This is a genomic window from Polynucleobacter rarus (assembly GCF_003072505.1).
Taxonomy (GTDB): domain Bacteria; phylum Pseudomonadota; class Gammaproteobacteria; order Burkholderiales; family Burkholderiaceae; genus Polynucleobacter; species Polynucleobacter rarus.
This window is the reverse complement of the sequence record NZ_NTGB01000001.1, coordinates 1,207,438-1,233,629: the sequence shown is the minus strand read 5'-3', so window position 1 is coordinate 1,233,629 and position 26,192 is coordinate 1,207,438. Positions and strand designations below refer to the sequence as shown.

Annotated in this window: 27 protein-coding genes; 24 read left to right on the top strand and 3 right to left on the bottom strand. The window is 39.8% G+C overall.

The features are described from left to right. Window positions 1-158 precede the first annotated feature (158 nt). The 3 genes from purU (at window position 159) to AOC35_RS05780 (ending at window position 3,128) form a co-directional block, all read left to right on the top strand. Window positions 159-1,022 carry a formyltetrahydrofolate deformylase gene (purU, locus tag AOC35_RS05790; protein ID WP_108648734.1) on the top strand — a complete coding sequence of 288 codons (864 nt, stop codon included), beginning with the start codon at window positions 159-161 and terminating at the stop codon, window positions 1,020-1,022. Between the two features lie 107 nt (window positions 1,023-1,129). Next, a complete protein-coding gene (gene yaaA / locus AOC35_RS05785; protein ID WP_108646193.1) occupies window positions 1,130-1,906 on the top strand; it encodes a peroxide stress protein YaaA in 777 nt (258 codons plus the stop codon). Window positions 1,907-1,916: 10 nt separating this feature from the next. Beyond that, the gene (locus tag AOC35_RS05780) at window positions 1,917-3,128 is read left to right on the top strand and encodes a DUF2863 family protein (protein WP_108646192.1); all 1,212 of its coding nucleotides are present in this window, start codon (window positions 1,917-1,919) and stop codon (window positions 3,126-3,128) included. Between the two features lies 1 nt (window position 3,129). Here AOC35_RS05780 and AOC35_RS05775 read toward each other — a convergent pair whose 3' ends face one another. The 3 genes from AOC35_RS05775 to AOC35_RS05765 are packed head-to-tail and all read right to left on the bottom strand — an operon-like array spanning window position 3,130 to window position 5,596. Continuing rightward, complete coding sequence (locus AOC35_RS05775) at window positions 3,130-3,618, bottom strand: hypothetical protein (protein WP_108646191.1); 489 nt, start codon at window positions 3,616-3,618, stop codon at window positions 3,130-3,132. Further along, the gene (locus AOC35_RS05770; protein ID WP_108646190.1) at window positions 3,615-4,592 is read right to left on the bottom strand and encodes an HpcH/HpaI aldolase/citrate lyase family protein; all 978 of its coding nucleotides are present in this window, start codon (window positions 4,590-4,592) and stop codon (window positions 3,615-3,617) included. The genes AOC35_RS05775 and AOC35_RS05770 overlap by 4 nt, the downstream gene beginning before the upstream one ends. 17 nt (window positions 4,593-4,609) lie before the next feature. Further along, entirely contained in the window at window positions 4,610-5,596 is a 987-nt protein-coding gene (locus AOC35_RS05765; RefSeq protein WP_108646189.1) for a malate dehydrogenase, read from the bottom strand. 580 nt (window positions 5,597-6,176) lie between these two features. Between AOC35_RS05765 and sdhC the strand changes: the two genes are divergently transcribed. From sdhC to purF, 21 genes are all read left to right on the top strand, one after another. Next, the gene (gene sdhC, locus AOC35_RS05760) at window positions 6,177-6,602 is read left to right on the top strand and encodes a succinate dehydrogenase, cytochrome b556 subunit (RefSeq protein WP_108646188.1); all 426 of its coding nucleotides are present in this window, start codon (window positions 6,177-6,179) and stop codon (window positions 6,600-6,602) included. Between the two features lie 8 nt (window positions 6,603-6,610). Continuing rightward, window positions 6,611-6,976, top strand: a complete 366-nt coding sequence (sdhD, locus tag AOC35_RS05755) for a succinate dehydrogenase, hydrophobic membrane anchor protein (protein ID WP_108646187.1) — start codon at window positions 6,611-6,613, stop codon at window positions 6,974-6,976. Further along, window positions 6,977-8,755, top strand: a complete 1,779-nt coding sequence (sdhA, locus tag AOC35_RS05750) for a succinate dehydrogenase flavoprotein subunit (protein ID WP_108646186.1) — start codon at window positions 6,977-6,979, stop codon at window positions 8,753-8,755. An 11-nt stretch (window positions 8,756-8,766) separates the two neighbouring features. Beyond that, entirely contained in the window at window positions 8,767-9,474 is a 708-nt protein-coding gene (locus AOC35_RS05745) for a succinate dehydrogenase iron-sulfur subunit (protein WP_108646185.1), read from the top strand. Continuing rightward, window positions 9,471-9,728 carry a succinate dehydrogenase assembly factor 2 gene (locus AOC35_RS05740; RefSeq protein WP_108646184.1) on the top strand — a complete coding sequence of 86 codons (258 nt, stop codon included), beginning with the start codon at window positions 9,471-9,473 and terminating at the stop codon, window positions 9,726-9,728. Before AOC35_RS05745 ends, AOC35_RS05740 begins: the two co-directional genes overlap by 4 nt. A gap of 82 nt (window positions 9,729-9,810) precedes the next feature. Beyond that, window positions 9,811-11,112 (top strand): citrate synthase, encoded by a 1,302-nt coding sequence (gene gltA, locus AOC35_RS05735; protein WP_108646183.1) that lies wholly within the window; start codon window positions 9,811-9,813, stop codon window positions 11,110-11,112. A gap of 18 nt (window positions 11,113-11,130) precedes the next feature. Beyond that, a complete protein-coding gene (gene leuC / locus AOC35_RS05730; RefSeq protein WP_108646182.1) occupies window positions 11,131-12,540 on the top strand; it encodes a 3-isopropylmalate dehydratase large subunit in 1,410 nt (469 codons plus the stop codon). Window positions 12,541-12,564: 24 nt separating this feature from the next. Then, complete coding sequence (locus AOC35_RS05725; RefSeq protein WP_108646181.1) at window positions 12,565-12,789, top strand: hypothetical protein; 225 nt, start codon at window positions 12,565-12,567, stop codon at window positions 12,787-12,789. Between the two features lie 15 nt (window positions 12,790-12,804). Beyond that, window positions 12,805-13,452, top strand: coding sequence for a 3-isopropylmalate dehydratase small subunit (gene leuD, locus AOC35_RS05720; RefSeq protein ID WP_108646180.1), 648 nt, complete (start codon window positions 12,805-12,807; stop codon window positions 13,450-13,452). A 43-nt stretch (window positions 13,453-13,495) separates the two neighbouring features. Continuing rightward, complete coding sequence (gene leuB, locus AOC35_RS05715; protein WP_108646179.1) at window positions 13,496-14,569, top strand: 3-isopropylmalate dehydrogenase; 1,074 nt, start codon at window positions 13,496-13,498, stop codon at window positions 14,567-14,569. Between the two features lie 205 nt (window positions 14,570-14,774). Further along, entirely contained in the window at window positions 14,775-15,923 is a 1,149-nt protein-coding gene (gene asd, locus AOC35_RS05710; protein ID WP_211307481.1) for an aspartate-semialdehyde dehydrogenase, read from the top strand. Window position 15,924: 1 nt separating this feature from the next. Next, window positions 15,925-17,295, top strand: coding sequence for a FimV/HubP family polar landmark protein (locus AOC35_RS05705; RefSeq protein WP_108646178.1), 1,371 nt, complete (start codon window positions 15,925-15,927; stop codon window positions 17,293-17,295). A gap of 15 nt (window positions 17,296-17,310) precedes the next feature. Beyond that, complete coding sequence (gene truA / locus AOC35_RS05700; RefSeq protein WP_108646177.1) at window positions 17,311-18,186, top strand: tRNA pseudouridine(38-40) synthase TruA; 876 nt, start codon at window positions 17,311-17,313, stop codon at window positions 18,184-18,186. Between the two features lie 11 nt (window positions 18,187-18,197). Continuing rightward, the gene (locus AOC35_RS05695; RefSeq protein ID WP_108646176.1) at window positions 18,198-18,881 is read left to right on the top strand and encodes a phosphoribosylanthranilate isomerase; all 684 of its coding nucleotides are present in this window, start codon (window positions 18,198-18,200) and stop codon (window positions 18,879-18,881) included. A 1-nt stretch (window position 18,882) separates the two neighbouring features. Further along, window positions 18,883-20,076, top strand: coding sequence for a tryptophan synthase subunit beta (trpB, locus tag AOC35_RS05690; protein ID WP_108646175.1), 1,194 nt, complete (start codon window positions 18,883-18,885; stop codon window positions 20,074-20,076). A gap of 25 nt (window positions 20,077-20,101) precedes the next feature. Further along, window positions 20,102-20,899 (top strand): tryptophan synthase subunit alpha, encoded by a 798-nt coding sequence (gene trpA / locus AOC35_RS05685; protein WP_108646174.1) that lies wholly within the window; start codon window positions 20,102-20,104, stop codon window positions 20,897-20,899. Window positions 20,900-20,919: 20 nt separating this feature from the next. After that, window positions 20,920-21,792, top strand: coding sequence for an acetyl-CoA carboxylase, carboxyltransferase subunit beta (accD, locus tag AOC35_RS05680; protein ID WP_108646173.1), 873 nt, complete (start codon window positions 20,920-20,922; stop codon window positions 21,790-21,792). Between the two features lie 37 nt (window positions 21,793-21,829). Next, window positions 21,830-23,143, top strand: coding sequence for a bifunctional tetrahydrofolate synthase/dihydrofolate synthase (gene folC, locus AOC35_RS05675; protein WP_245898437.1), 1,314 nt, complete (start codon window positions 21,830-21,832; stop codon window positions 23,141-23,143). Window positions 23,144-23,249: 106 nt separating this feature from the next. Continuing rightward, on the top strand, window positions 23,250-24,089 hold the full coding sequence (locus tag AOC35_RS05670; RefSeq protein ID WP_108646172.1) for an SPOR domain-containing protein: 840 nt from the start codon (window positions 23,250-23,252) through the stop codon (window positions 24,087-24,089). 5 nt (window positions 24,090-24,094) lie between these two features. Beyond that, on the top strand, window positions 24,095-24,625 hold the full coding sequence (locus AOC35_RS05665) for a CvpA family protein (RefSeq protein ID WP_108646171.1): 531 nt from the start codon (window positions 24,095-24,097) through the stop codon (window positions 24,623-24,625). 15 nt (window positions 24,626-24,640) lie between these two features. After that, a complete protein-coding gene (gene purF / locus AOC35_RS05660) occupies window positions 24,641-26,182 on the top strand; it encodes an amidophosphoribosyltransferase (protein WP_108646170.1) in 1,542 nt (513 codons plus the stop codon). Window positions 26,183-26,192 lie beyond the last annotated feature (10 nt).

Below are 26,192 nucleotides of genomic sequence, written 5' to 3'. Positions count from 1 at the left end.
GAACTTTTCTCCATTGTGAAAAGTAGGTGATTAGTAATGTCTTTAGACGTATTCAATGGTTTGATGGTCTTTTCTTTTTGTTTAAACTCTTTTAAAAATTCATGAATCAATCTACTTCAAATCTAACTTCTCAAAATTCCACATCCATCAGTGAAAATATTCATCATGCTGGCTATATCTTAACGATTTCCTGCCCTGATCGACCTGGAATTGTTCACGCAGTAAGTGAGTTTTTGCATTTGAAGGGTGCGAATATTCTTGACTCAGCCCAATTCAGTGATACTTTCACCGGACGTTTTTTTATGCGGGTTCATTTTATTGAAGCCGAACCGAGTGTTACCTTAGCTGGACTTGAGGAAGATTTTGCTGTTATTGCTAGACGTTTCTATATGGATAGTCATTTTTATGATGCGCAAAAAAAACCTAAAGTGCTCGTGATGGTATCGAAGTTTGGTCATTGTTTAAATGATTTATTGTTCAGAAGCAATAGCGGTAGTTTGCCAATTGATATTCAAGGAATCGGTTCTAATCACCATGACTTTGCAGATTTAGCAAAGTCCTACAAAGTTCCATTTCATTATTTTCCAATCAGCTCATCCCAAGACGAAAAAAAATCGGATCAAGAGGACCGTTTATTAGAGTTGATTGAACAAGAAAAATTTGATCTGGTTGTTTTAGCTAGGTATATGCAAATTTTGTCGACAAAATTATGTGAGAAATTAACTGGTAAAGTTATCAATATTCATCATTCATTTTTGCCCAGTTTCAAGGGTGCTAAGCCTTACTGGCAAGCTCACCAACGTGGGGTGAAATTAATCGGAGCGACAGCGCATTATGTTACTTCTGATTTAGACGAGGGGCCCATCATTGAACAGGAAGTGCAACGTGTCAATCATTCTATGGATCCGGACCAATTAGCTGCAGCAGGTCGTGATGCCGAATGTATGGCCTTAGCCAGAGCGGTAAGATGGCATGCCGAGCACCGAATTCTTCTGAATGGTAAAAGCACCATCATTTTTTAGAATTTACAATTAGCAAAAATGTGCTACCTTGGTAGTTGTAATACCCCCAACTTCATTATTTATAAAAAGTTTGGTATAAATTAACTATCTCCAAAATTTTAAAAATCATGCTTATAGTTCTATCACCTGCTAAAACTTTGGATTTCGAGTCGCCCATGCTCGATGTTCCCACAACATTACCTGGCTACATTGATCAGTCTGCTGTTTTGGTCAAGCAACTGAAAAAATTTTCACCGCTTGAAATCTCCAAGTTGATGGATATTTCAGATAAGCTCGCTACCTTAAATGCGGTGAGGTTCTCCTCTTGGCAAAAAAACTTTTCTAGTGAAAATAGTAGGCCTGCAATTTTTGCTTTTAATGGAGATGTGTATGAGGGTTTGAATGCAAGTTCTCTGAATAAAAAGCAACTTCAATTCGCTCAAGAGCACCTTAGGATCCTTTCAGGTTTGTATGGCATCCTAAAACCATTAGACTTAATGCAACCCTATCGATTAGAGATGGGTACTGCCCTTGTCAATAAAGCTGGAAAAGATTTATATGCCTTTTGGCGGAGCCAGTTAACTACTAATATGAAGAGTGAATTATCAGGCCATCAGCATCCTTTTTTAATTAATTTAGCATCTGAAGAATACTTTAAAGTGCTGGATATGAAAGAGTTAGGATATCCAGTTATTTCTCCTGTATTTCTAGATGAAAAAGACGGTAAATATAAGATTATTTCTTTTTATGCAAAAAAAGCCAGGGGTTTAATGGCTCGATTTATTATTGATCACCAAGTGAAGTCGCCAGCAAAGTTGATTGCCTTTGATTATGAGGGGTATCAATATTGTGAGTCAGAATCGACTCCGATACGTCCAGTTTTTAAGCGTAAAGCTACAGTCTAAGGGGCTAATGATGAGCACTTCAAGAATACGCACTAAAGCAAGAATTTCCCCAGAGGTTGAAAAGCTGGTTTCAGAGGTATTAGCTCTGGCATCATCCGGAAGCAAAGTAGAGGATATCTTTTGGGAGAGTAAGATTTTTGATAGGCTCTCAAGACTTCTTAAAGGACAGTATCAAAATGTAATTGATAGTGCGCTTGATATCACATTTAAAAGCCAAACAAGTGCTTTTGAAATCCTAGCGGATGCTGCCGAAACCGCTGCGGAGTCTTTTGTTTATGAGTTTGAAGGAAAGTCCTACGACGTTCTTTTAATCTCCCTACCGATTATTGCTCAAACCAAGTACAGTATCCCTTATGGGGCAATATCTACTTCAGTTGCAGCAACCATTGTTGATTGTTTAAATGAGTGTTTAATTGCAAATAATGTGAAGTTAAGTATTGCTCCATGGCTCTACAGTATTGATCAAATTCCACAATCACATTCCCAAACTCGTCAATTGCTTGAAAAAATGGCAACCTGCGCTGTCGAACAAACAGATTTATCTTATGACTTAAAGGAGATGCCAGATACTATTGCAGTATTGGCCGATCCACGCTTTATTTTATGCGCTATCGCCACCGAGAAAGGACAACCTTTCTTTGTCTGGCAGGAAGAAGAGGCGGAACGAAAAGAGCGCTCACAGAGCTTAAAGAGCCTCCAAGAAGCGATTCAACCAACACTGGTCAATTTACTCCCAGGCTGTGAATTTGAAGTGATGATACCAGATGCTTTTTATACCAATTGTCGCGATGCAGATAAGCGGGTAAGACCACTTAGTCTTAAAGCTGCAGTCAATTATTTAGAAACGACTTTAGGTTTAAAACCTTCAGAGTTGTCTTGTATAGTTGCCCCCTTTGGTTCTGAAATCGCAGATGAGTTCAGGATTTCATTTGCCATAAAAGGTCATCCAGACATTATTTATGGGGTTGTTTGGCCTTTATACGATCGCGAGTCGGTATCTAGTGAGGATATTGAAGCCGGTGGAGATCGAGATGTTACGATTCAACTGATTTCTTCTACCTTGGTTGAGGCTGGAGTAGGGGATGTGTTTAAACATGCAATGTTGTTTACACCAGAAATGTGTGAAGACTGTGGAGTACCCTTGTTCCCCAATCGATCAGCTGAAGTCGTACATGCTCAAATGCCGATTGACACTCCTGCTCAGCAAATATTATTTCACTAATTTACTTCATTAAATCTTCTTGATTTTGGTTCGGAGCCTGGGCAGCAAGTTCAGGAGTTTTGCAGTAATCAAGAACGCGCTGACCAAGTTTGAAGTTAAACAGCATGGCCTTATCAGGTATTTCAATCCAGTTGAGATGGAAGGTATCATTGGTGTAACGTTGAACACCTTTTAAAGCGTCAATCTTGTTCATGATATAGAGTTTGTTATTCCAAAGCATCAAATAACCCTGAGAAGATTCTGCTGTTTTAACGATAATATTGTTTTCACATCGCCAAATACTGGCATCAACCAATTTCAGTTCATCAAACTTATTGGCATCTGTTTTGACAAGCCCAGAATTATTTTTAAGAGGTTTCTTTTCGGCAGCTTGAGAGCTGCTATTAAAAATAAAAACCACACAAGTAACTAATATTAAAGTAAATAAAAGTTGAAAACTTTTTGATTTGCTAATGAATCGTTGTGAAACGTGCAATGTTGCTAAGTTCATTCAAACCATCCTAGATGTTCAATTGCGGTTAATTTTTTAATATCTGTCTGATGTGCTTTTTGTAAAATCATCCAATAATAACGAAAGCTTGCACGATCATGTAAGCGACCTTCATATTGAATTGGGCCCCACTTTGCATCAACTGCGCGAGTCAAAATATGAATGGCTTCAGAAATTTGTTCATCACTAGGGCTAAAAGCTTGGACAATGAGAGGAATCTGCATTGGATGAATACTCCACTTTCGAGTATATCCATAATGATTTTTGGCTTGTAAACTATCACTGGTTACTACATCAGCCGAGTGAATATTCGTACATACATTGTGAGATGGAATTTTTCCGTAGGTATGGCAGGCTGCTGAGATTTCACACATTGCCCTTTTTACTAAAGGGTGGTCAAACTGATCCTGTGCCATCGCACTACTTGGTATAGCGCCATAATGCCCTGACACAAAATCCATTAAGCCAAAACTTAAACATTCCACTTGCGGAATTGCGGCAATGTTGAAAACATCGGCGAGGGCTAAGTTTGTTTCGATCAAAACATGGATAGGGATTTTTTTACCAGACTCAAGATGTTGCGCATACTCGTTAATTTTTTCAATCAAATCAATTGTTTGATTGGCTGAATCAATTTTGGGTATAACGATGTAAGCTACTTTACTGCCCACGGCGTTGACAATCGTTTTTACATCATTAATAAAGTGTGGACTTTTTGGATCATGAACCCGTACACCGATTCGGTTGAATTGGTTTGCAGGGCTAGCAATTAATTGACAGACTAGGTTGGCATGTTCAGACTCCTGCCCAATTGGAGCCCCATCCTCTAAATCAAAAGTAATATCAAAGCAAGGTCCCATGTCATTCTGTAGTGTCATTGCCTTTTTCATGCGTAATTCAGTACCGCAGTAATGATCACAAACGGGAATTGTCTTTGGGACAATGCCGTCAAATAACACTTCAGAAGGAGTCATGGGGAACCTTTAATTAATTACAGTAAATCTTGAACGCCAGCTTTTTCTTCTAACAACTCATTTAAGGTGAAATCCATTCTTTCACGGGAGTATGCATCAATCTCGAGACCTTGAATCAATTGGTACTCGCCGTTTTCGCAAGTAACTGGCACGCCGTAGATAATACCTTCAGGAATACCGTATGAACCATCTGAAGGAATACCCATTGTGACCCATTTGCCATTTGTACCAACGTGCCAATCATGAATATGATCAATCGCCGCATTGGCCGCAGAAGCAGCTGAAGATAGACCACGAGCTTCAATAATGGCACCACCACGCTTACCAACAGTAGGTAAAAAGACAGTCTTGTTCCATTCTTCGTCGTTGATCATTTCTTTAATGGACTTACCTGCAACATTCGCAAAACGGTAATCTGGATACATTGTTGGGCTGTGGTTACCCCAAACTACTAATTTTTCAATATCTGCAACTGCAATGTTTGCTTTCGCTGCTAATTGAGATAGAGCTCTGTTATGGTCTAAACGTAACATTGCAGTAAAGTTTTTTGCTGGTAGGTCTGGCGCAGACTTCATGGCAATATAGGCGTTGGTATTGGCAGGATTACCAACAACCAAGGTTTTTACGGTTCTTTTCGCTACGGCATTCAAAGCTTTACCTTGAGCTGTAAAGATTTTTGCATTTGCTTGTAAAAGGTCTTTACGTTCCATTCCTGGACCGCGTGGACGTGCGCCGACGAGCACTGCGTAATCAATATCTTTAAATGCGGTCATCGCATCACCATGAGCACTCATGCTATTCAAGAGGGGGAATGCACAATCATCCAACTCCATCATGACACCTTTTAGTGCATTTTGAGCCTTTTCATCTGGAATTTCCAATAACTGAAGATTAACTGGTTGATCCTTACCTAGCATATCGCCATTGGCAATACGAAATAATAAAGAATATCCGATTTGACCGGCGGCTCCGGTGATTGCAACGTTTAAAGGTGCTTTTGCCATGAAATTAACTCCGTGTTGTCGATAAAAAAATTGTAATTCGTTCAATTATAGAGTTTTAAAAAAATTCTATAACCATTGATGATAAGCAATGTAACAAGACATGATTAAACTTTTTAATTTGTACATCATCATTTGGACAATTTATTTAGAAAAATGCCCCAAAAACTGCATTTTTATGAAAGAAAAGTCTTGAACTTCATACATTGGTAATAGTTTTTTTGATTTATTCAATCAATTTTCTGAATGAAATGTAATTTTATTTGCTATTTTGCTTTACATCGAGATGTCAGCCAGATTTACATCTGTATTAGGTTTACCTGTTGAAATAGGAACGGTTTTTAAGTGGTTTTTTTGATAGGCAAATGCGCTAATCTTTTTTGAATCTTCAAGACAGATTTTTCAAATCATTGATTTATTTAGATTATTTTTTTTTATTTGATTGAATTCCAAAAAATCAAAAGAGTATGACAAAATAGAGCCTAACAGTTCTTGATGATCAAATGATTTTTTAATTGGTATGTCAAAAAACTGCAATGTAATTAAATATTTACACCCCATGCTTAACACATAAGGTTATTTAATGTCTGAAAATATCAACTCTAGCGACCGTAAGTCGCGTCCCCAATTTAAGAATATTGGCTATGGACAAATTCTGACTTCTTACAAATTACCATGGTCTGGAAAAGTATCGATTTTGCACCGTGTAAGTGGTGCATTATTGTTTTTATCACTCCCTTTTATTTTGTATCTTTTTGATAAAAGCATTACCTCAGAGATTAGTTTCATCACTTTTTCAGAGATGGTGGCAAATCCGCTTATTAAGCTCTTTATCTTGGCGCTGATTTGGGGTTTTTTACATCACTTTTGTGCCGGTATTCGTTTCTTAATGCTTGACACACATCGTGGCATAGAAAAACATCAGATTCAAAAGTCGGCAATTACAGTTTTGGTTATTAGTCTGGCCTTAACACTAGTTCTTGGCGCTAAATTATTTAATTTGTTTTAAGGAAAATCATGGCTAATAACAACATTGGTTCTAAGCGCTTAGTAGTGGGTGCTCATTATGGATTGACTGAATGGCTACTACAAAGAGTAACTGCAGTCATCATGATTATTTTCACAGTGGTTCTGCTCGCGGTATATCTTATTTACGGGAATGCCAGCTATGAAGGTTGGGCATCATTATTTGCTAATCAATTAATGAAAATCCTGACCTTTTTAACCCTTACATCATTGTTTTACCATGCTTGGGTAGGTATCCGTGATATCTGGATGGACTATATTGGTTCCGCAGGTCTGCGCTTAACTTTACAAACACTTACTGTTTTGTGGTTAGTTGGTTGTACTGCATACGCGGCTCAAATTCTTTGGAGGGTTTAAATGGGTACGATAAATTCGGCAATTCCACGCCGTCGTTTTGATGTTGTTATTGTTGGTGCAGGTGGCGCAGGTATGCGTGCCTCTTTACAGTTAGCTGAAGCTGGATTGAACGTAGCGGTTCTCTCAAAAGTGTTCCCAACTCGTTCACATACGGTTGCTGCGCAGGGTGGTATTGGTGCTTCTTTAGGAAACATGAGTGAGGATAACTGGCATTATCACTTTTATGACACGATTAAAGGTTCTGATTGGTTAGGTGATCAAGATGCGATTGAATTTATGTGTCGTGAAGCGCCTAAGGTGGTTTATGAGTTAGAACATTTTGGTATGCCATTTGACCGTAACGCTGACGGCACTATTTATCAGCGTCCATTTGGTGGGCATACTGCAAATTATGGTGAAAAGCCAGTTCAACGCGCCTGTGCTGCTGCTGATAGAACAGGTCATGCAATGTTGCACACTTTATATCAAAGAAACGTTCGTGCTAAGACACAATTTTTTGTTGAGTGGATGGCACTTGATTTGATTCGTGATGCTGACGGCGATGTCGTTGGTGTGACTGCCATGGAAATGGAAACGGGTGAAATTCATATTTTAGAAGCAAAAATTACCATGTTTGCTACTGGCGGAGCTGGTCGTATTTGGCAAGCTTCCACCAATGCTTTCATTAACACTGGCGACGGTATGGGGATGACTGCCCGTGCTGGAATACCGCTCGAAGATATGGAGTTTTGGCAATTCCACCCAACTGGCGTAGCTGGGGCGGGAGTTTTGCTGACCGAAGGGTGTCGTGGTGAAGGTGGTATTTTAAGAAACAAAGATGGTGAGCGTTTTATGGAGCGTTATGCTCCAACCTTGAAAGATTTAGCGCCTAGAGATTTCGTATCTCGTTGTATGGATCAAGAAATCAAAGAAGGTCGTGGTTGTGGTCCTAATGGTGACTACGTAGTACTTGACTTAACGCATATTGGAGCCGAAACAATTCATAAGCGTCTACCATCAGTGTATGAAATTGGCATTAACTTTGCGAACGTTGACGTAACGAAAGAACCAATTCCTGTAGTACCAACGATTCATTATCAAATGGGTGGTATTCCGACGAATATTTATGGACAAGTCGTGGCGCCGAAGAACGGTAATCCAAATGAAGTTGTGAATGGCTTTTACGCTGTAGGTGAATGTTCGTGTGTTTCAGTTCATGGCGCTAATCGCCTAGGAACGAATTCACTTTTAGACTTATTAGTATTCGGTCGTGCAGCAGGTAATCATATTGTTGCTTCTGACATTAAGAAGAAAGAACATAAGCCGTTACCAGAAAATGCCGCTGATTACTCATTAGCTAGAGTCGCTAAACTCGATGATTCTTCATCTGGTGAATACACTCAAGATGTTGCTAATGAGATTCGTAACGCGATGCAAAAACACTGTGGTGTGTTTAGAACTCAAGCAATCATGGATGAAGGTGTTGCATTGATGGCTGAGCTGACAGAGCGCGCAAATAAGATTCATTTAAAAGATAAATCTAAGACATTTAACACGGCAAGAGTCGAAGCGTTAGAACTAGCTAATTTAGTTGAAGCAGCTAACTCCACGATGATTTCTGCAGCTGCTCGTAAAGAAAGCCGTGGTGCTCATGCCCATGATGACTGCCCAGAGCGTGATGATGTTAACTGGCTCAAACATACCTTATGGTTTAAGGATAACAATCGCCTTGAATACAAGCCAGTAAATCTGAAGCCTTTGACTGCTGAGTCTATTCCACCAAAAGTTAGAACATTCTAAGAGGAATTATTATGAGTGAAATTCGTATATTTGAAGTATATCGTTATGACCCAGATAAGGATGCGGCTCCACGCATGCAAACTTATGAATTAGAGTTAGATGGTAGTGAGAGAATGTTGCTAGATGCACTCATGAAGCTCAAGAAGTTAGATGAGACATTATCTTTCCGTCGCTCATGCCGTGAGGGTGTATGTGGCTCTGATGCGATGAACATCAACGGTAAGAATGGTTTAGCTTGCTTAACCAATATGCTTACTTTGCCAAAGAAGATTACCTTGCGCCCATTGCCTGGATTGCCAGTCGTGCGTGACATGATTGTCGATATGACTAATTTCTTCAAGCAATACCATTCAATCCGTCCTTACTTGGTTAATGAAACTCAACCTCCAGAAAAAGAGCGCTTACAGTCTCCTGAAGAAAGAGATGAGTTGAACGGTTTGTATGAGTGTATTTTATGTGCGTCTTGCTCAACTGCCTGTCCATCCTTCTGGTGGAATCCAGATAAGTTTGTCGGACCTGCAGGTTTATTGCAAGCGTATCGCTTTATTGCAGATAGTCGTGATGAAGTAACGAGTGAGCGCTTAGATAATTTAGAAGACCCATATCGATTATTCCGCTGCCATACCATTATGAATTGCGTTGATGTTTGTCCAAAAGGACTAAACCCGACTAAAGCAATTGGTAAAATTAAAGAGTTAATGGTTCGTCGCGCAATATGACGATTGATTCGGGTATTCTTTCAAGACTTCGATGGAGTGCTCGGCGGGGCTTGTTGGAAAACGATTTAATTATTGAAAGATTTTTTAATCGTTTTGCACAAGAATTGACCATGGATGATGTGTATTCCCTCGATCAACTATTTGATTTGAGTGATAATGATTTGTTGGATTTATTTTTGAGTCGTAAAGAACCGACAGGTCATCTAAATCAACCAAATGTATTAAAAGTATTGAAACAAATGCGTCAAGTGTAAAGATTCACGTTTAGGATAGAGATTTATAGTTTTAAATCTATCTTCAACTAAAATAAACAAAATTCAACGTAAGGACAAAACAATGACACCCTCTGATATTAAAGCCACCTTATCTTTTTCTGATGGTTCCCCAGCCATTGAGATGCCAATATACAAAGGTACCGTAGGTCCAGATGTAATTGACATTCGTAAGTTATATGGTCAAACCGGTAAATTTACTTATGATCCTGGTTTTATGTCTACTGCTTCTTGTAATTCGAAGATTACATTTATTGATGGTGACAAGGGTGAGTTGCTTTACAGAGGTTATCCAATTGAAGATCTTGCGGTAAATTGCGACTTCTTGGAAACTTGTTATTTGCTCATTAATGGTGATTTGCCTTCTAAAGAGGTAAAAAAGGAATTTGATGATTTAGTGATGCATCACACCATGGTTCACGAGCAAATGCAGTTTTTCTTGAGAGGCTTCCGTCGTGATGCACATCCTATGGCTGTGCTTACTGGCTTGGTTGGTGCCATGGCTGCTTTCTACCATGATGGTTTAGATTATTCAGAGCCTCGGATTCGTGAAATTGCGCAGATTCGTCTGATTGCTAAAATGCCTACCTTGGTTGCCATGTCTTATAAATATTCAATTGGTCAACCATTCATTTATCCAAAAAATGATTTGTCTTACACGGCTAACTTTATGCGCATGTTGTTTGCAACGCCATGTGAAGATTATGTCGTGAATGAAGTTTTAGTTAGAGCACTAGATAGAATTTTTATTTTGCATGCTGATCACGAGCAAAATGCTTCAACTTCAACAGTTCGTTTAGCTGGTTCTTCTGGTGCAAATCCATTTGCAGCAATTGCTGCTGGGGTTGCTTGTTTGTGGGGTCCTGCACATGGTGGTGCAAATGAAGCCTGCTTACAGATGCTTGAAGACATTCAAAAAAATGGTGGCGTTGAGAAAATTGGTGAGTTCATTGCTAAAGTGAAGGACAAGGACTCTGGAGTTCGTTTAATGGGCTTTGGACACCGTGTTTATAAGAACTTTGATCCAAGAGCAAAACTAATGCGTGAAACTTGCTATGAAGTGTTGAATGAACTTGGATTAGGTGATGATCCTCTCTTCAAATTAGCGATGACTTTAGAAAAAATTGCTCTAGAAGATGAGTATTTTGTAAGCCGTAAACTGTATCCAAACGTTGATTTTTACTCTGGTATTGTCCAACGTGCACTAGGTATTCCGACTGACATGTTTACTTGCGTATTTGCTTTAGCTAGAACAGTTGGTTGGATTGCGCAGTGGGAAGAAATGATTACAGATCCTGAATATAAAATTGGCCGTCCGCGTCAATTATTCAACGGTTATACTACTCGGACTATTGAAACTAAATAATTTTAAACAGGAGAATACATGGCACGGACCTTATACGATAAACTTTGGGACGACCATGTGGTGCATACAGAAGAGGATGGCACAGCCATCCTCTACATTGATCGCCATTTATTACATGAAGTAACGAGCCCTCAAGCATTTGAAGGACTTCAAATAGCGCATCGTCCTCTTTGGCGTAATTCCGCCAATTTGGCTGTATCTGACCATAATGTCCCTACAACCGATCGTTCCAACGGCATTACTGATGCTGTTTCTAAACTTCAAGTTGACACCCTAGACTCTAATTGTGACCGTTTAGGTATTACTCAATACAAGATGAATGACTTGCGTCAGGGTATTGTTCATGTGATTGGTCCTGAACAAGGTGCGGTTTTACCCGGAATGACCGTAGTTTGTGGCGACTCTCATACCAGTACTCACGGGGCATTTGGTGCTTTGGCATTTGGTATTGGTACTTCAGAAGTTGAGCATACATTAGCTACGCAAACGATTCTGATGAAGAAGAGTAAAAATATGCTGGTAAAGGTAGATGGTAAATTACCTTTAGGTTGTTCTGCTAAAGATATAGTTTTGGCGATTATTGGCAAGATTGGCACTGCAGGTGCAACGGGACACACTATTGAATTTGCTGGAGAAGCGATTTCTCAGCTATCAATGGAAGGTCGCATGACACTTTGCAATATGGCCATCGAAGCGGGGGCTAGAGCTGGTTTGGTGGCTGTAGATGAAAAGACGATTGAATATGTGCAAAATCGTCCTTATTCTCCAAATGGACAGGCTTGGAATCTTGCTATTCAATATTGGCGTAATTTACATACTGATGCTGGCGCAACTTTTGATCAGGTTGTGACTTTACGAGCTGAAGAAATTAAACCGCAGGTGACTTGGGGTACCTCTCCGGAGATGGTTTTAGCCATTGATGATCGTATTCCGGATCCTGATAAAGAAAAAGATGCGAATAAGAGATCTGCCATCGAGCGGGCACTTCTTTATATGGGGCTCCAACCGAATATGCCGATTGAGTCGATTCAAATTGACAAAGTCTTTATTGGATCATGTACTAACAGTCGTATAGAAGATATCAGAAGTGCAGCGAAAGTAGTTGAACGCATTGGTAAAAAAGTTGCTTCTAATGTCAAACTAGCCTTGGTTGTTCCTGGTTCAGGATTAGTCAAAGCGCAAGCTGAAAAAGAAGGTTTAGACAAAGTATTTAAAGCCGCAGGTTTTGAGTGGCGCGAACCAGGATGCTCGATGTGTTTGGCGATGAATGCCGACCGCTTAGAACCAGGAGAGCGTTGTGCCTCAACTTCAAATCGTAATTTTGAAGGACGTCAAGGTGCCGGTGGTCGTAGCCATTTAGTAAGTCCTGCAATGGCTGCAGCTGCGGCGATTGAAGGCCATTTTGTTGATGTTAGAAAAATTTCTTGATGATTCAAGATTTGGAAGGGATACATGAGAATTAATAATTTGCTACTGAAAATTTTAGGTCTTCAATTGGTATTTTCTTTCGCTTCCTGCTCAACCGTTGAAGGGCTTGGTAAAGATTTACAAGGGCTTGGTCGTGTATTTGAAAAATCCTCTTCATCAGCTACCGATAAAAAATCAACAACTCCTGTATCACCTTCAGAGAATAACCAGCCAGCATCTAACGGTGCTGTGGTTACACCTATTCGATAAGATAGAAAGATTTTTATGCAAGCTTTTACAGTTCATCAAGGTATTGTGATTCCCCTAGATCGGGAGAATGTAGATACAGACGCTATTATTCCGAAGCAATTTCTCAAATCGATAGCCAGAACTGGCTTCGGTCAAAACTTATTTGATGAATGGCGTTATCTTGACCAAGGTGAGCCAGGTCAAGATTGTTCAGCTCGTCCCATCAATCCTGATTTTGTATTAAATCAGCCTAGATATAAACAAGGCAGTATTCTGTTAGCTAAAAAAAACTTTGGCTGCGGTAGTTCGCGCGAGCATGCTCCTTGGGCTCTTGGACAATATGGTATTCGTGCTTTGATTGCGCCAAGTTTTGCAGACATTTTTATGAACAATTGTTTTAAAAATGGTATTTTGCCAATTGTTTTGGGAGATTCTGTAGTAGATCGTTTATTTAACGAAACCTTTGCTTTCAATGGTTTTCAATTGACGATTGACCTTGAAAAACAGTTAGTGATTGTGGGCGACGGTACCAGCTACCCATTTGACGTGACACCATTTAGAAAATATTGTTTACTCAATGGATTTGATGATATCGGACTTACGCTACGTCATTCCGAAAAGATCAAGTCTTATGAATCCGAGCGCATTTTAAAGATGCCATGGTTAGACACTAAATTACCATAAACATTGGTTTAGAGTACCTTTAAAAGTTTTAGAGAAAGTTGATATGAAAATTGCAGTGCTACCTGGTGATGGTATTGGTCCCGAAATTATTGCTGAGGCAAAGTTAGTATTAAATGCTTTAGGTGAGTCCTTTGAAATCGAAGAAGCGCCGGTTGGTGGTGCGGGTTATAAAGCTTCTGGTCATCCATTACCTGAAGCTACATTGCAACTAGCTAAAGATGCTGATGCAATTTTATTTGGCTCTGTGGGTGATTTTCAATATGATAATTTACCAAGAGAATTAAGACCTGAGCAAGCAATTTTAGGTTTGCGTAAACACTTGTCATTATTTGCTAATCTGCGTCCTGCGATTTGTTATAAAGAATTAACTGCGGCATCATCATTAAAACCTGAGATTGTTGCTGGTTTAGATATTTTGATCGTTCGAGAGTTAAATGGGGATGTCTATTTTGGTTCACCAAAAGGGCTTAGAACTTCTACTGATGGCTTGTTTCCTGGCACGAGAGAAGGTTTTGATACCATGCGATATAGTGAGCCTGAGGTCATTCGGATTGGTCATGTGGCTTTTAATGCAGCCAGAAAACGTCAACGTCGTCTATGCAGCGTTGATAAGTCCAACGTCCTAGAGACTTCACAATTGTGGCGTGATGTCATGACTGAGTTGGGTAAAGAATATCCAGATGTTGAACTAACCCATATGTATGTTGATAATGCTGCTATGCAACTTGTCAGAGCGCCAAAAGCTTTTGATGTGGTTGTTACTGGTAATTTGTTTGGAGATATCTTATCTGACGAAGCATCGATGTTAACTGGTTCGATTGGGATGTTACCTTCAGCTTCATTAGATGCGAACAATAAAGGTTTATATGAGCCAAGCCATGGTTCTGCTCCAGATATTGCTGGAAAAGGGATTGCTAATCCTTTAGCTACTATTTTATCTGCTGCCATGATGCTCAGGTATACCTTAGGCCTTGAAGAACAAGCTGCTCGAATTGAAAATGCTGTTCAAAAAGTGTTGGCCCAAGGTTATCGGACTGGCGATATTTATACAGAGGGTACCAAAAAGGTGGGTACTAGAGAAATGGGGCAAGCCGTTCTCGATGCGCTCGCAAATTAATCTGGGTTTAAACTTTTTAAGTACTTTGTAAGATCTAAATGTCCTAAATTGATCTATTTAGGACATCTCCCTTTAGTCTGTTCTATGACAAATTGGGTTAATTCATAGCGAATTTGTCGTTTTAATCTCTATTTACTTGGGGCAATTGTGTCTCAGGCGTTAAAATAGAAATTCTTTTTTCATTTTTTTTAAGGACTGTTGTTGTATGTCGATTCCATTATTAGGTCTTGTTGGTTGGCGCGGTATGGTTGGAAGCGTCCTCATGGAACGTATGATTGCTGAGAAGGACTTTGACCATGTCGAACCTATTTTCTTTAGCACGAGTAACGTTGGTGGAGATGTGCCATTAATTAATGGCCAAATCCTTACCAAAAATGAAAAAAAACTTAAAGATGCTTATGATATTTCAGCATTGAAACAATGTGATTACATCATCTCTTGCCAAGGTGGCGACTACACTAAAGAAGTTTTTGGTCAACTCAGAACTGCTGGTTGGCAAGGGCATTGGATTGACGCGGCGAGCACTTTACGCATGGTTGATGATGCTGTGATTGTTTTAGATCCGGTAAACCGCTCTGTAATTAATCAAGCAATCAAAGATGGTCGTAATAACTGGATTGGTGGCAATTGTACAGTGAGCTTGATGTTGATGGGCCTAGGTGGCTTATTTAATGCCAATTTAGTGGAGTGGGTCTCCGCCATGACTTATCAAGCTGCATCGGGTGCTGGTGCACAAAATATGCGTGAGTTATTAAATCAAATGGGAGCTTTATATCAGAGCGTTCAAGAAGATTTAAGTACACCGAGTTCCGCTATTTTAGAGATTGATCGTAAAGTTACCCAAACGATGCGTTCTGACTCTTTCCCTAAATCGAATTTTAGAAATACCGCTCTAGCCGGTAGCTTAATTCCGTGGATTGATGTTCCGGTTGAACATGGTCAAAGTAAGGAAGAGTGGAAAGGTGGGGCCGAGTGCAACAAGATTTTAGGCATGCCACCTTTTAGACAGCCAGGAAGTATTCCAATCGATGGCTTATGTGTTCGAGTTGGTGCAATGCGTTGCCATTCACAAGGCTTGACAATTAAGTTAAAAAAGCATGTCGCGATTCAAGATGTTGAACAGATTATTGCTTCGGCCAATGATTGGGTTCAAGTTGTGCCAAATGATCGTGAGCAATCTGAGAAATTTCTCACCCCTGCAGCCGTAAGCGGTACGATGCAAATACCTGTTGGTAGAATTCATCACCTTGCAATGGGACCAGAGTTTATTGGGGCATTCACTGTTGGTGATCAACTCCTTTGGGGCGCTGCTGAACCTCTTCGCAGAATTTTACGTATTTTGATAGAGGCTTAAATTGCATACTAAAACACAATGGTTCACTAGACTCATCCTTTTGCTAGGGATTTGTTTTAGCTCCAGTGTTTGGTCTTTAACTTTGGGTAATATCCAGGTTTTATCGAATGGTTCAGACCCATTTAAAGCAAAAATCGCGATTTTAGGAAATGAGCAAGAGTTGAGACAGTTATCTCAACTCAAAGTGAATTTCCCGGCTAAAGAAGTGTATGAGCAATATGGTTTAAAACAACCCATTGATATAGATAACTTTTCTTTATCAATCGAAAGAAACTCAAATCAACTGCCCACCGTCATTACAGTGAAAACGGCAAACCCTATTCCATTAGAAGAGTTATTCAATGAAATACTGATAGAACTCAGTTGGACGGGAGGGAAACTTGTGAGAGTTTATACAATTTTAAACTCGAATAAAACACCAGTTACTGTTAATCCAGGTGATAACCTTTCAAGAATAACCCAGTCTCTGATGCCGGAGTTGCCGCAGGCCTCTTTTGATCAAGCCCTGACTGCCATTTTCCGGTTGAATCCCAAAGCTTTTATTGCGGGTAATATCCATCGACTTAAAGTTGGTGCGCAATTAGAAATTCCAAGTCAATCCATGGTTGAATCCATTCCGATTAATGAAGCAAAAACTTTTAGTTCGAATATTCAGGAAAATTTCCAACTCAAATTGTGGCAGGAGCCCTCCGAAAAAATGCTGGACTCTGCCTCGATAAGCAAAGATAGATTATTGTTAAGTTCATCGGAAACCGTTTCTGATCAAACTTTACTAGAAACGAAGTTAGAAGAAGAATTGATCGCTCAGAAGAAGGTCATTGAACAAGCCCAAGCAAGAATTAATGAAATTAAAAAAAATATCGCTGATCTCAAAAAGCAATCGAATCAATCATCAACTTGGGATGAAATACTCGCCTTTTTTAATTCTCATATTAATTCAGCCTGGGAGTTCTTAGTAGTTTTTGGCTTATTCCTCGTATTTGTTTATGGCAATTTTTTCCACTATCGTAATTCAGGATCAAACGGACAATCTTCTTTAAGTAATTCTTCCCAAGAAGTACCTAGCTTTGCTAAGAACATTTTTGCAACGCTCGATTTGAATTTAGATTCGCCTTCTTCATTATCGACTGCTACAACTGCCAATCTTTTAAAAAACGAAGATCACGGTATTGCAATTAATAATGCCAAGCCTCATAGAAATATCCCGAGTGTTTCAGACCAAAAATTACGCTTGAACCTTGCTAAATCCTATATAAAAATTCATGACTATCCAACTGCAAAAATTCTATTACAAGAGATAGTTGGTTTAGGGGCGGATGGTAGTTCTGATGTTCTTCGTGAAGCAAAAAAATATTTGCTTCAAATTGCCTAAGCTGTTGAAGCTCGGATGGAAGAACATCTATATCGCATTGCCCTAGGCATTCAATATGACGGGACTGGTTTTTTGGGTTGGCAAAGTCAAACTCACAAAAATACCGTTCAGGATGTTCTGCAATCAGCAATTAGTAAATTTTTAGGTGGCAAGCTAGATGAGTCATTTCGAGTCACGGTTGCAGGTCGCACGGATTCTGGGGTGCACGCGTTGGGGCAAGTCGTGCACTTCGACACTTCCATTAATCGCCCAATGTGGTCGTGGATCAGAGGTATTAATACTTATTTGCCATCTACGGTAAGCATAGAGTGGGCAAAAGAAGTACCATTCGAATTCCATGCTAGGTTCAGCGCTTATGAGAGATCTTATGCCTACCTTTTAATTTCCTCTGCAGTCAAGACACCCTTATTAAATAAAAAAGCAGGCTATGTCATGTTACCTTATGGCAAAAGTTTAGATGTACAAGCGATGCGTGAGGGTGCTCAGTATTTAATTGGTGAACAAGATTTTAGTTGCTTTAGGTCATCGGAATGTCAGAGTAAAACGCCAATAAAAACCATGTATCAAGTAAATATTGTAGAAGAGGATAAAAGGATCTATTTTTTTCTAAGAGCTAATGCATTTTTACATCATATGGTCAGAAATATCGTAGGTAGTTTGATTGAAGTAGGTAAAGGTAAGCAATCGCCAGAGTGGATTGCTTTTTTAATAGAGCAACGTAGTCGCAAGATTGCAGCCCCCACTTTTTCTGCAGATGGGCTATATTTAGTAAAAGTGCAGTATCCTAATGACTTTGAAATACCAGCACCGAATTTTGGCTACAGTGTGATTCCGCCACACTTGTTAGATCAAGCATTTTCAAGCCGTTTTGATGATCCAAATCTAGAATAGAGAGCGTATTAGTGGGACTACTTCAACGTCAAAATGGTTATACCAATATCAAGATATGTGGCTTAAGTAAGCCACAGGATATGATGACTGCCAACACTCTTACCATTGAGGCGGTTGGCTTGGTTTTTTTTCCACCCAGTCCCCGGTACGTCACACCTCAACAAGCATTACAATTAACTTCTATATTGAATGATCAAATAGAAGTTGTTGCACTCGTGGTAGATCCGAGTGATGAGCTGGTTGCAGAGATTCGTTCTCAGGTACGGGTTGATATTTGGCAATTTCATGGCAATGAATCAGCAAAGCGTTGTGCTGAGATTGCTCAATCTACGCCATGGATGAAAGCTGCGAGAATTGATCATCAGTTTTCATTGCAAGATTTTTGCCTTGAATATAATGAATGTGCTGCCTGGATTCTCGATGCTGTAGTTGAGGGATATGGCGGCGGTGGACAAACCTTTAATTGGCAGTTAATACCAGAAATATGGATAAAAGAAAACGCGCATCGGGTCGTTTTGAGTGGTGGGTTGAACTCTCACAATGTAGCTGAGGCTATTGCTTATTTTCAACCCTTAGGTGTTGATATTTCGAGTGGTGTGGAAATCACCCGTGGAAATAAAGATCCTAATTTGATGCAGCAATTCGTAGATGCAGTTCGTTTAACAGATCAATTCAATTCATTTAAAGGCAGTTAATATGTACGATTTTCCAGATCAACGTGGTCATTTCGGTCCTTACGGTGGAGTATTTGTCTCCGAAACCTTGATGTTTGCCTTAGAAGAGTTAAAACAAACTTATGCAAAATATCAACATGACCCTGAGTTTGTTGCAGAGTTTAATAGTGAGCTGAAGCATTTTGTTGGCAGACCTAGTCCAATTTATCATGCCAAAAGATGGAGTGATGAAATTGGTGGTGCCCAAATTTATTTCAAAAGAGAAGATCTAAATCACACTGGCGCTCATAAAATCAATAATGTGATTGGTCAAGCCTTACTTGCCAAGCGGATGGGTAAGCCAAGAATTATTGCTGAAACAGGTGCAGGTCAACACGGGGTTGCAACTGCTACTATTTGTGCTCGTTTTGGTTTGGAATGTATTATTTATATGGGTAGTGTGGACGTTGAGCGGCAAGCACAAAATATTTATAGAATGCGTTTGTTAGGTGCAACCGTAGTGCCTGTAGAATCCGGTTCTAAAACCCTAAAAGATGCTTTAAATGAAGCAATGCGTGACTGGGTAACGAATGTAGAAAATACTTTCTATATCATCGGCACTGTTGCAGGGCCACATCCTTATCCTATGATGGTTCGAGATTTTCAAAGCGTTATTGGTACAGAGTGCATTACACAAATGCCTGAAATGACGGGTAGACAACCTGATTATGTTTTAGCCTGCGTGGGTGGTGGATCGAATGCAATGGGTATTTTTTACCCCTATATTAACTACCCTGAAGTGCAATTAATTGGTGTTGAAGCTGCCGGTGATGGTATTGCTACTGGTCGTCATGCTGCCGCGCTATGTGCTGGAACTCCTGGCGTATTGCATGGTAATCGTACCTATTTAATTCAAGATCAAAATGGTCAAATTATGGAAACACATTCTGTTTCTGCTGGCCTTGATTATCCTGGGGTGGGTCCTGAACATGCTTGGTTAAAAGACATTAATCGTGCTCAATATACTGCCGTAAGTGACGATGATGCTCTTGAAGCCTTTCATCAATGCTGTCGCATTGAAGGTATTATTCCAGCCTTGGAAACAAGTCATGCGATTGCTTATGCCTGTCAATTAGCCAAAACTTTGCCTAAAGATAAAACAATCTTAGTAAATCTTTCTGGGCGTGGTGATAAAGATATGCATACTGTCGCTCAACATACCAAAGTAAAACTGTAATTAATAAAAACGGAAATTGAAGTCCATGTCGAGAATAAAACAAGTTTTTGAAGATTTAGCAAAAAATAAAAAAAAGGGATTAATCCCATTCATAACGGCGGGCGATCCTGATCCAGGTCATACCGTTGAAATGATGCATGTTTTAGTTGATGCTGGGGCGGATGTAATAGAACTTGGTGTTCCATTCTCAGATCCAATGGCCGATGGTCCCGTTATCCAAAGAGCTTCTGAACGAGCTTTAGTAAAAGGTGTCAATCTAGAAAAATGTATTGGGATGGTCAAAGAGTTTCGTCTAAAAAACCATCACACGCCAGTTGTTTTAATGGGCTACGCTAATCCGATTGAAAGAATGGGGTGGGCTCATTTTGCAGATATAGCTTCTAAAGCTGGCGTCGATGGCGTTTTAATTGTCGACTATCCACCAGAGGAGTGTGTTGAATTTGCAGATGAACTGAAGAAAGTAGGGATTGATCCGATTTTCTTATTAGCTCCGACATCAAGTATGGGACGCATTGAACAGGTTGCGCAGGCTGCCCATGGCTATATTTATTATGTCTCCTTAAAAGGTGTTACAGGAGCGGCTAATTTAAATACAACGAGTATTACTTCCATTATTGGTGATATACGGGCAAAAACAAATACCCCTATAGCAGTTGGTTTTGGAATTCGTGATGCAGTAACAGCCAAAGCGGTTAGTCAAACGGCTGACGCAGTAGTAATTGGTAGTGCAATTGTGCAATTATTAGAGTCTGCTCCCCCTGAAACAGGGTTAAAATTACTCAAACAATTTCTAACAGAAATTCGTGTTGCGCTTGATGCATAACTTTATTTTAGGATGACCCAATGAGTTGGATCGATAAATTACTTCCACCCCAAATCCAACCAAGCAATCCTGCTAATCGGAAATCTGTGCCTGAGGGATTGTGGGTTAAATGTCCATCCTGTGAGGCTGTTTTATATAGAACTGATTTAGAGTCCAACCTGTCTGTTTGTCCTAAATGTAGTCATCACATGCGCATTAAAGCACGTGCACGGTTAGATTTCTTACTAGATCCTGAAGGCCGTTATGAAATTGGTCAAGAAATTTTGCCAGTAGATTCTTTAAAATTTAAAGATACCAAAAAATACCCTGATCGCCTCAAAGAAGCGATGGAAGCTAGTGGTGAAACCGATGCAATGGTGGTATTTGGTGGGACTATGCAAGGTTTGCCGGTTGTAATTGCCTGTTTTGAATTTGAGTTTATGGGTGGTTCAATGGGGTCAGTAGTCGGAGAGCGTTTTGCTCGAGGCGTTCAAATGGCAATTGAACAGAAGGTGCCATTTATTTGTGTATCTTCTACAGGTGGTGCCAGAATGCAGGAAAGCCTTTTGTCGTTGATGCAAATGGCTAAAACCAATTCCATGTTAACTTTATTATCAAAAGCAAAGCTACCTTATATTAGCGTTTTAACCGATCCTACGATGGGCGGTATTTCTGCTAGTTTTGCTTTTATGGGAGACGTTGTAATGGCTGAGCCGAAAGCTTTAATCGGTTTTGCTGGCCCACGAGTGATTGAACAAACTGTCCGCGAAAAGTTACCTGAAGGGTTTCAAAGAGCTGAATTTTTGTTACAAAAAGGTGGGATTGACATGATTGTTGACAGAAGAGAAATGCGGACAGAAATCGTTCAGCTTTTAGCACTTTTGCTTAAACAACCCCAAGAATTGATCGCATAAAGCACAATTTAAAATATAAATTGTCCTTAAATCTTTTATGAATGCTGTGACCCCGATGTACTTTGACGATTTAGATGCATGGCTCTCCTATTTGGAGTCAGCTCACCCAGTGGGGATTGATATGGGGCTTTCTCGTATTAATCAAGTAAAAGAAAAGTTAGACCTTCAATTTAAGATACCAGTGATTATTGTTGGTGGTACAAATGGCAAAGGCTCAACTTGTGCTTTTCTAGAAGCTATTTTTGCGAATGCTGGCTACAAGGTTGCCTGTCATACTTCGCCACATTTATCGGTATTTAATGAGCGTGCAAGAATCAATCTCGAAAATGTGAGTTCAGAGACTTTACTAAAGTATTTTCAGCTAGTAGAGCAAGCACGGGCAAGTATTGCACCCGAAGTAACGCTAACTTATTTTGAATTTACTACATTAGCTATCATGTTGTGCTTTTCCATGGCCCCAGTTGATGTGGTGATTTTAGAGGTTGGCCTTGGTGGTCGTTTGGATGCAGTCAATATTATTGATGCTGACTGTTCGATTGTGACCAGTATTGATATTGATCATCAACAATTTCTTGGCAATACCCGTGAAGAAATTGGCTTTGAAAAAGCCGGAATTTTCAGAACTGGCAAACCAGCCATTTGTGCTGATCCGATGCCTCCCAAAAGTTTAATTGAATATGCAAAATCGATTGGTGCTGACTTCTGGCAACCCGGCGTTGACTTTAATTTTCAGGGCGATCAGCAACAGTGGGCCTGGAATGGTCGTGGTAAAAGATTTTCAGGGCTTGGATATCCTGCGTTAAGAGGTGCAAACCAGCTTCTAAATGCTTCTGGGGTTTTAGCTGCCCTGTGTGCGTTACGAGATAAACTACCTGTCAGCGTTCAGTCCATTCGTAATGGGTTTGCAATGGTTGAGCTTCCTGGTAGATTTCAGATCATTCCCGGTCAGCCTACGATAGTTTTAGATGTTGCCCATAACCCACATGCGAGCGCAACGCTTTCGAAGAGTTTGGATAAGATGGGGTATTTCCCCTATACCTACGCAATCTTCGGGATGATGCAAGACAAAGACATTAATGCGGTGATTAAACCCATGCTAGAAATAGTGGATTTTTGGTATTGTGTTGATTTGCCAACCCCTCGGGCCGCTTCAGCAGTCTATTTATCTCAGCGTTTGAGAGACCTTGGTGTGAAAGATAGTGATATTTCAGGAGTAGAAGTATTTAACTCACCTGCAACAGCATACGCAAAAAGCCTTATTCAGGTCAGTCAAAATGATAGAATTGTAGTGTTCGGATCTTTCTTCACTGTATCAGGTGTTCTAGAGTTCCGAAAGAATAAAAAACATTAATTTACTAATAAGCTTTCAAATGAAGCTCTCTAAATAGGTATTGGAAAATTTTGTTAATCAATAAAAAACTTTGTGTTTGCCACAGTAAATACGATTATTTAACTGCATGATTTCACTGCCATCTTTTTTCAAAAAGAATCCCCCAGAGCCAGTGCAGGCAAAAATTGAGCCTGGTTTTCGGGCTCGTCAATCCAAAGTAGAGCTGGAAAAAGAAGATATTTTGACGGAAAATCCAGAAGTCCAAAGAGCGAGACATCGTCTGATTGGTGCTGGTTTTTTATTGTTAATAGCCGTAATTGGCCTGCCAAAATTGTTTGATGCCGAGCCTAAAAAAATTAACAATGATGTTGTTATTAAGGTGGTTCAGTCTGTTACAAATAGCCCCAACAGTTCGGATACCCAACAGGATGAGGGGAAGGTGGTCTCTAAAAATACGAACGACACAAATCCTCAAGATAATTCAACTAAGCAGAATCCAGTTGATCCAGTCAATGAAAAAGCATTGGCTCAAAAAAAATCTGCTGAGGATAAGCCTGACACAAACTCCATTACTGCTTCCCAGGAAAAGTTGAAACCAACAAATGATGGTAACGAATCTTCCAAAGCTGTTTCTAAAAAAGGTAGCCTTCAAACTGATCCGGGTGAGGTGATTGTCAATTCACCGACTCCTGCCGCGAAGGTAGATAACAAAAGTGCTAAATTTATCCTTCGCGTTGCTGCGTTATCGAGTAATGATCGTGTTAAAGAGGTGACGGCGAAAATTAAAGAGTTGAATATATCAACTAAAGTGGTTGAGAAAAAAAGAGAAGCGCCTGATTCTGGAGTGCTGTATTTTATTCAAGCTGGTCCCTTTGCTTCCAAAGAAGAAGCCGTTAGTGCTGAGAAAAAAATTAGTGCTCTAGCAGGCTTGAAGCTTTCCCCAACAATTGTTGAAATCAATAAATAAAGATTATGAGTAACATTGCCTTCACAACCATTGATTTTTTTGTTATTGGAATTGTACTTTTATCAATTCTAGTAGGCTTGGTTCGTGGCCTAATTCAAGAAGCGCTCTCTTTAGTTTTCTATGTGATTGCAATTTATGTGGCAGGAACTTATTACCAACTAGCGATTGATTATTTACTTAATACCTTAGCAATTAGCCATATGATTAAGGTTATTTTGGCATATTTATTGGTGTTTTTAGGAGCCTTGATTTTAGGGAAAATGCTGACTGGCTTTATTGGAAGATTAATCTCTTCAGTTGGGCTATCGTTATTTGATCGTTTGTTGGGAGGTGTTTTTGGTGCCTTTAGAGGTGTTTTAATCGTGGTTGTCATTTCAGCTTTAGTTGCTTTAACTGAACTTCCAAAAACAATTGAATGGCAAGATGCTATAACCAGACCAGCAATTGAAACGCTTGTTGGAGTTTTTCATAGTTGGCTTCCCGAGGATTGGGCTAGTCAATTATTAAAAGCTACCGATATTCGAAAATCCAAATAAATCTGAAAGTTAATTATGTGTGGAATTGTCGGTTTTGTTGCAAATGAACCAGTTAACCAATTAATCTATGATGCTTTATTACTATTACAGCATCGTGGGCAGGATGCCGCCGGAATAGCGACAACCAATGGTCGATCTTTTTATATGCATAAAGCAAACGGTTTAGTCAGGGACGTTTTCCGAACTAGAAATATGCGTAGCCTCATAGGCAAAGCTGGGATTGGCCAGGTTCGTTATCCCACAGCCGGCTCAGCAAGCAGTGAAGAAGAGGCTCAGCCTTTTTATGTTAATGCACCTTTTGGAATCGTATTAGCTCATAACGGAAACTTGACTAATGCTGCCACTCTTCGGGATGAGATGTTTTATCGTGATCGTAGGCATATTAATACCAGCTCTGACACAGAGGTACTGCTAAATGTTCTAGCTGATGAAATCCAGCATTCTACAGAGGGCATTGCATTAGATGCAAACTCTGCATTTACAGCTCTAGAAAAAGTTTATAGTCGTCTTCAGGGATCTTTTGCGGTCGTCAGCATGATTGCTGGTTATGGTTTACTTGCTTTTCGTGATGCCAATGGCATACGCCCCTTATGCATTGGCAGAATGGATATTGGCCAAGGTAAAACCCAATGGATGGTTAGTTCAGAGTCTGTTGCAATTGAAGGTATTGGGTACGAGTTCGTCAGAGATATTGCTCCCGGTGAGGCGATTTTTGTTGATTTAGATGGCAATTTTGCAAGCCGTCAAATTGTGGCTGATGCTGAATTAAATCCTTGTATTTTTGAATATGTTTATTTGGCAAGACCAGATTCTTGTATTGATGGGGTGTCAGTATTTGATGTGCGTATGAAGATGGGTGATTACCTTGCCAAAAAAATCAGTCGTGAAACAGATGTAAGCGATATCGATGTAGTTATGCCTATACCAGATTCAAGTAGACCAGCAGCTATGCAAGTTGCTAAACATCTAGGAATTGAATATCGAGAGGGATTTTTTAAGAACCGTTATATCGGTAGAACTTTTATCATGCCTGGTCAAGCTGTTCGTAAAAAATCCGTACGTCAAAAATTAAATGCTATGCGTGTAGAGTTTCATAACAAATCTGTCTTAATTGTTGATGATTCTATCGTTCGCGGAACTACTTCTTATGAAATTGTGCAAATGGCTAGGATGGCAGGAGCTAGAAAAGTTATTTTTGCTTCAGCAGCGCCACCGGTTCGTTTTCCAAATGTCTACGGTATCGATATGCCGACCCGCAGTGAGTTAGTCGCTTATGGTCGTACTACCGAGGAAATCAATGACATGATTGGTTCTGATCAATTAATTTATCAAGATGTTGAAGATTTAAAACAAGCTATCCGAGATATTAACCCTATTATCAACAATTTTGATGCGTCCTGTTTTGATGGTGTTTATGTTGCTGGAAACATTAGCCCGTCTTACTTGGATGCTCTTGAGGCTTCTAGAATCAATCCAGAATCAATGGCGGATCGTGCTAGTGATAGCTCTGATTTTTCGAGATCACAATTACATCTTCAATTAACCCAAAAAGATTAATCAAAGCGAA

Bases quoted from the DNA above. Each gene is read 5' to 3' on its own strand.
- yaaA (WP_108646193.1), top strand. From the start codon at position 1,130: ATGCTTATAGTTCTATCACCTGCTAAAACTTTGGATTTCGAGTCGCCC.
- AOC35_RS05780 (WP_108646192.1), top strand. From the start codon at position 1,917: ATGAGCACTTCAAGAATACGCACTAAAGCAAGAATTTCCCCAGAGGTT.
- AOC35_RS05775 (WP_108646191.1), bottom strand. From the start codon at position 3,618: ATGAACTTAGCAACATTGCACGTTTCACAACGATTCATTAGCAAATCA.
- AOC35_RS05770 (WP_108646190.1), bottom strand. From the start codon at position 4,592: ATGACTCCTTCTGAAGTGTTATTTGACGGCATTGTCCCAAAGACAATT.
- AOC35_RS05765 (WP_108646189.1), bottom strand. From the start codon at position 5,596: ATGGCAAAAGCACCTTTAAACGTTGCAATCACCGGAGCCGCCGGTCAA.
- sdhC (WP_108646188.1), top strand. From the start codon at position 6,177: ATGTCTGAAAATATCAACTCTAGCGACCGTAAGTCGCGTCCCCAATTT.
- sdhD (WP_108646187.1), top strand. From the start codon at position 6,611: ATGGCTAATAACAACATTGGTTCTAAGCGCTTAGTAGTGGGTGCTCAT.
- sdhA (WP_108646186.1), top strand. From the start codon at position 6,977: ATGGGTACGATAAATTCGGCAATTCCACGCCGTCGTTTTGATGTTGTT.
- AOC35_RS05745 (WP_108646185.1), top strand. From the start codon at position 8,767: ATGAGTGAAATTCGTATATTTGAAGTATATCGTTATGACCCAGATAAG.
- AOC35_RS05740 (WP_108646184.1), top strand. From the start codon at position 9,471: ATGACGATTGATTCGGGTATTCTTTCAAGACTTCGATGGAGTGCTCGG.
- gltA (WP_108646183.1), top strand. From the start codon at position 9,811: ATGACACCCTCTGATATTAAAGCCACCTTATCTTTTTCTGATGGTTCC.
- leuC (WP_108646182.1), top strand. From the start codon at position 11,131: ATGGCACGGACCTTATACGATAAACTTTGGGACGACCATGTGGTGCAT.
- AOC35_RS05725 (WP_108646181.1), top strand. From the start codon at position 12,565: ATGAGAATTAATAATTTGCTACTGAAAATTTTAGGTCTTCAATTGGTA.
- leuD (WP_108646180.1), top strand. From the start codon at position 12,805: ATGCAAGCTTTTACAGTTCATCAAGGTATTGTGATTCCCCTAGATCGG.
- leuB (WP_108646179.1), top strand. From the start codon at position 13,496: ATGAAAATTGCAGTGCTACCTGGTGATGGTATTGGTCCCGAAATTATT.
- asd (WP_211307481.1), top strand. From the start codon at position 14,775: ATGTCGATTCCATTATTAGGTCTTGTTGGTTGGCGCGGTATGGTTGGA.
- truA (WP_108646177.1), top strand. From the start codon at position 17,311: ATGGAAGAACATCTATATCGCATTGCCCTAGGCATTCAATATGACGGG.
- trpB (WP_108646175.1), top strand. From the start codon at position 18,883: ATGTACGATTTTCCAGATCAACGTGGTCATTTCGGTCCTTACGGTGGA.
- trpA (WP_108646174.1), top strand. From the start codon at position 20,102: ATGTCGAGAATAAAACAAGTTTTTGAAGATTTAGCAAAAAATAAAAAA.
- accD (WP_108646173.1), top strand. From the start codon at position 20,920: ATGAGTTGGATCGATAAATTACTTCCACCCCAAATCCAACCAAGCAAT.
- folC (WP_245898437.1), top strand. From the start codon at position 21,830: ATGAATGCTGTGACCCCGATGTACTTTGACGATTTAGATGCATGGCTC.
- AOC35_RS05670 (WP_108646172.1), top strand. From the start codon at position 23,250: ATGATTTCACTGCCATCTTTTTTCAAAAAGAATCCCCCAGAGCCAGTG.
- AOC35_RS05665 (WP_108646171.1), top strand. From the start codon at position 24,095: ATGAGTAACATTGCCTTCACAACCATTGATTTTTTTGTTATTGGAATT.
- purF (WP_108646170.1), top strand. From the start codon at position 24,641: ATGTGTGGAATTGTCGGTTTTGTTGCAAATGAACCAGTTAACCAATTA.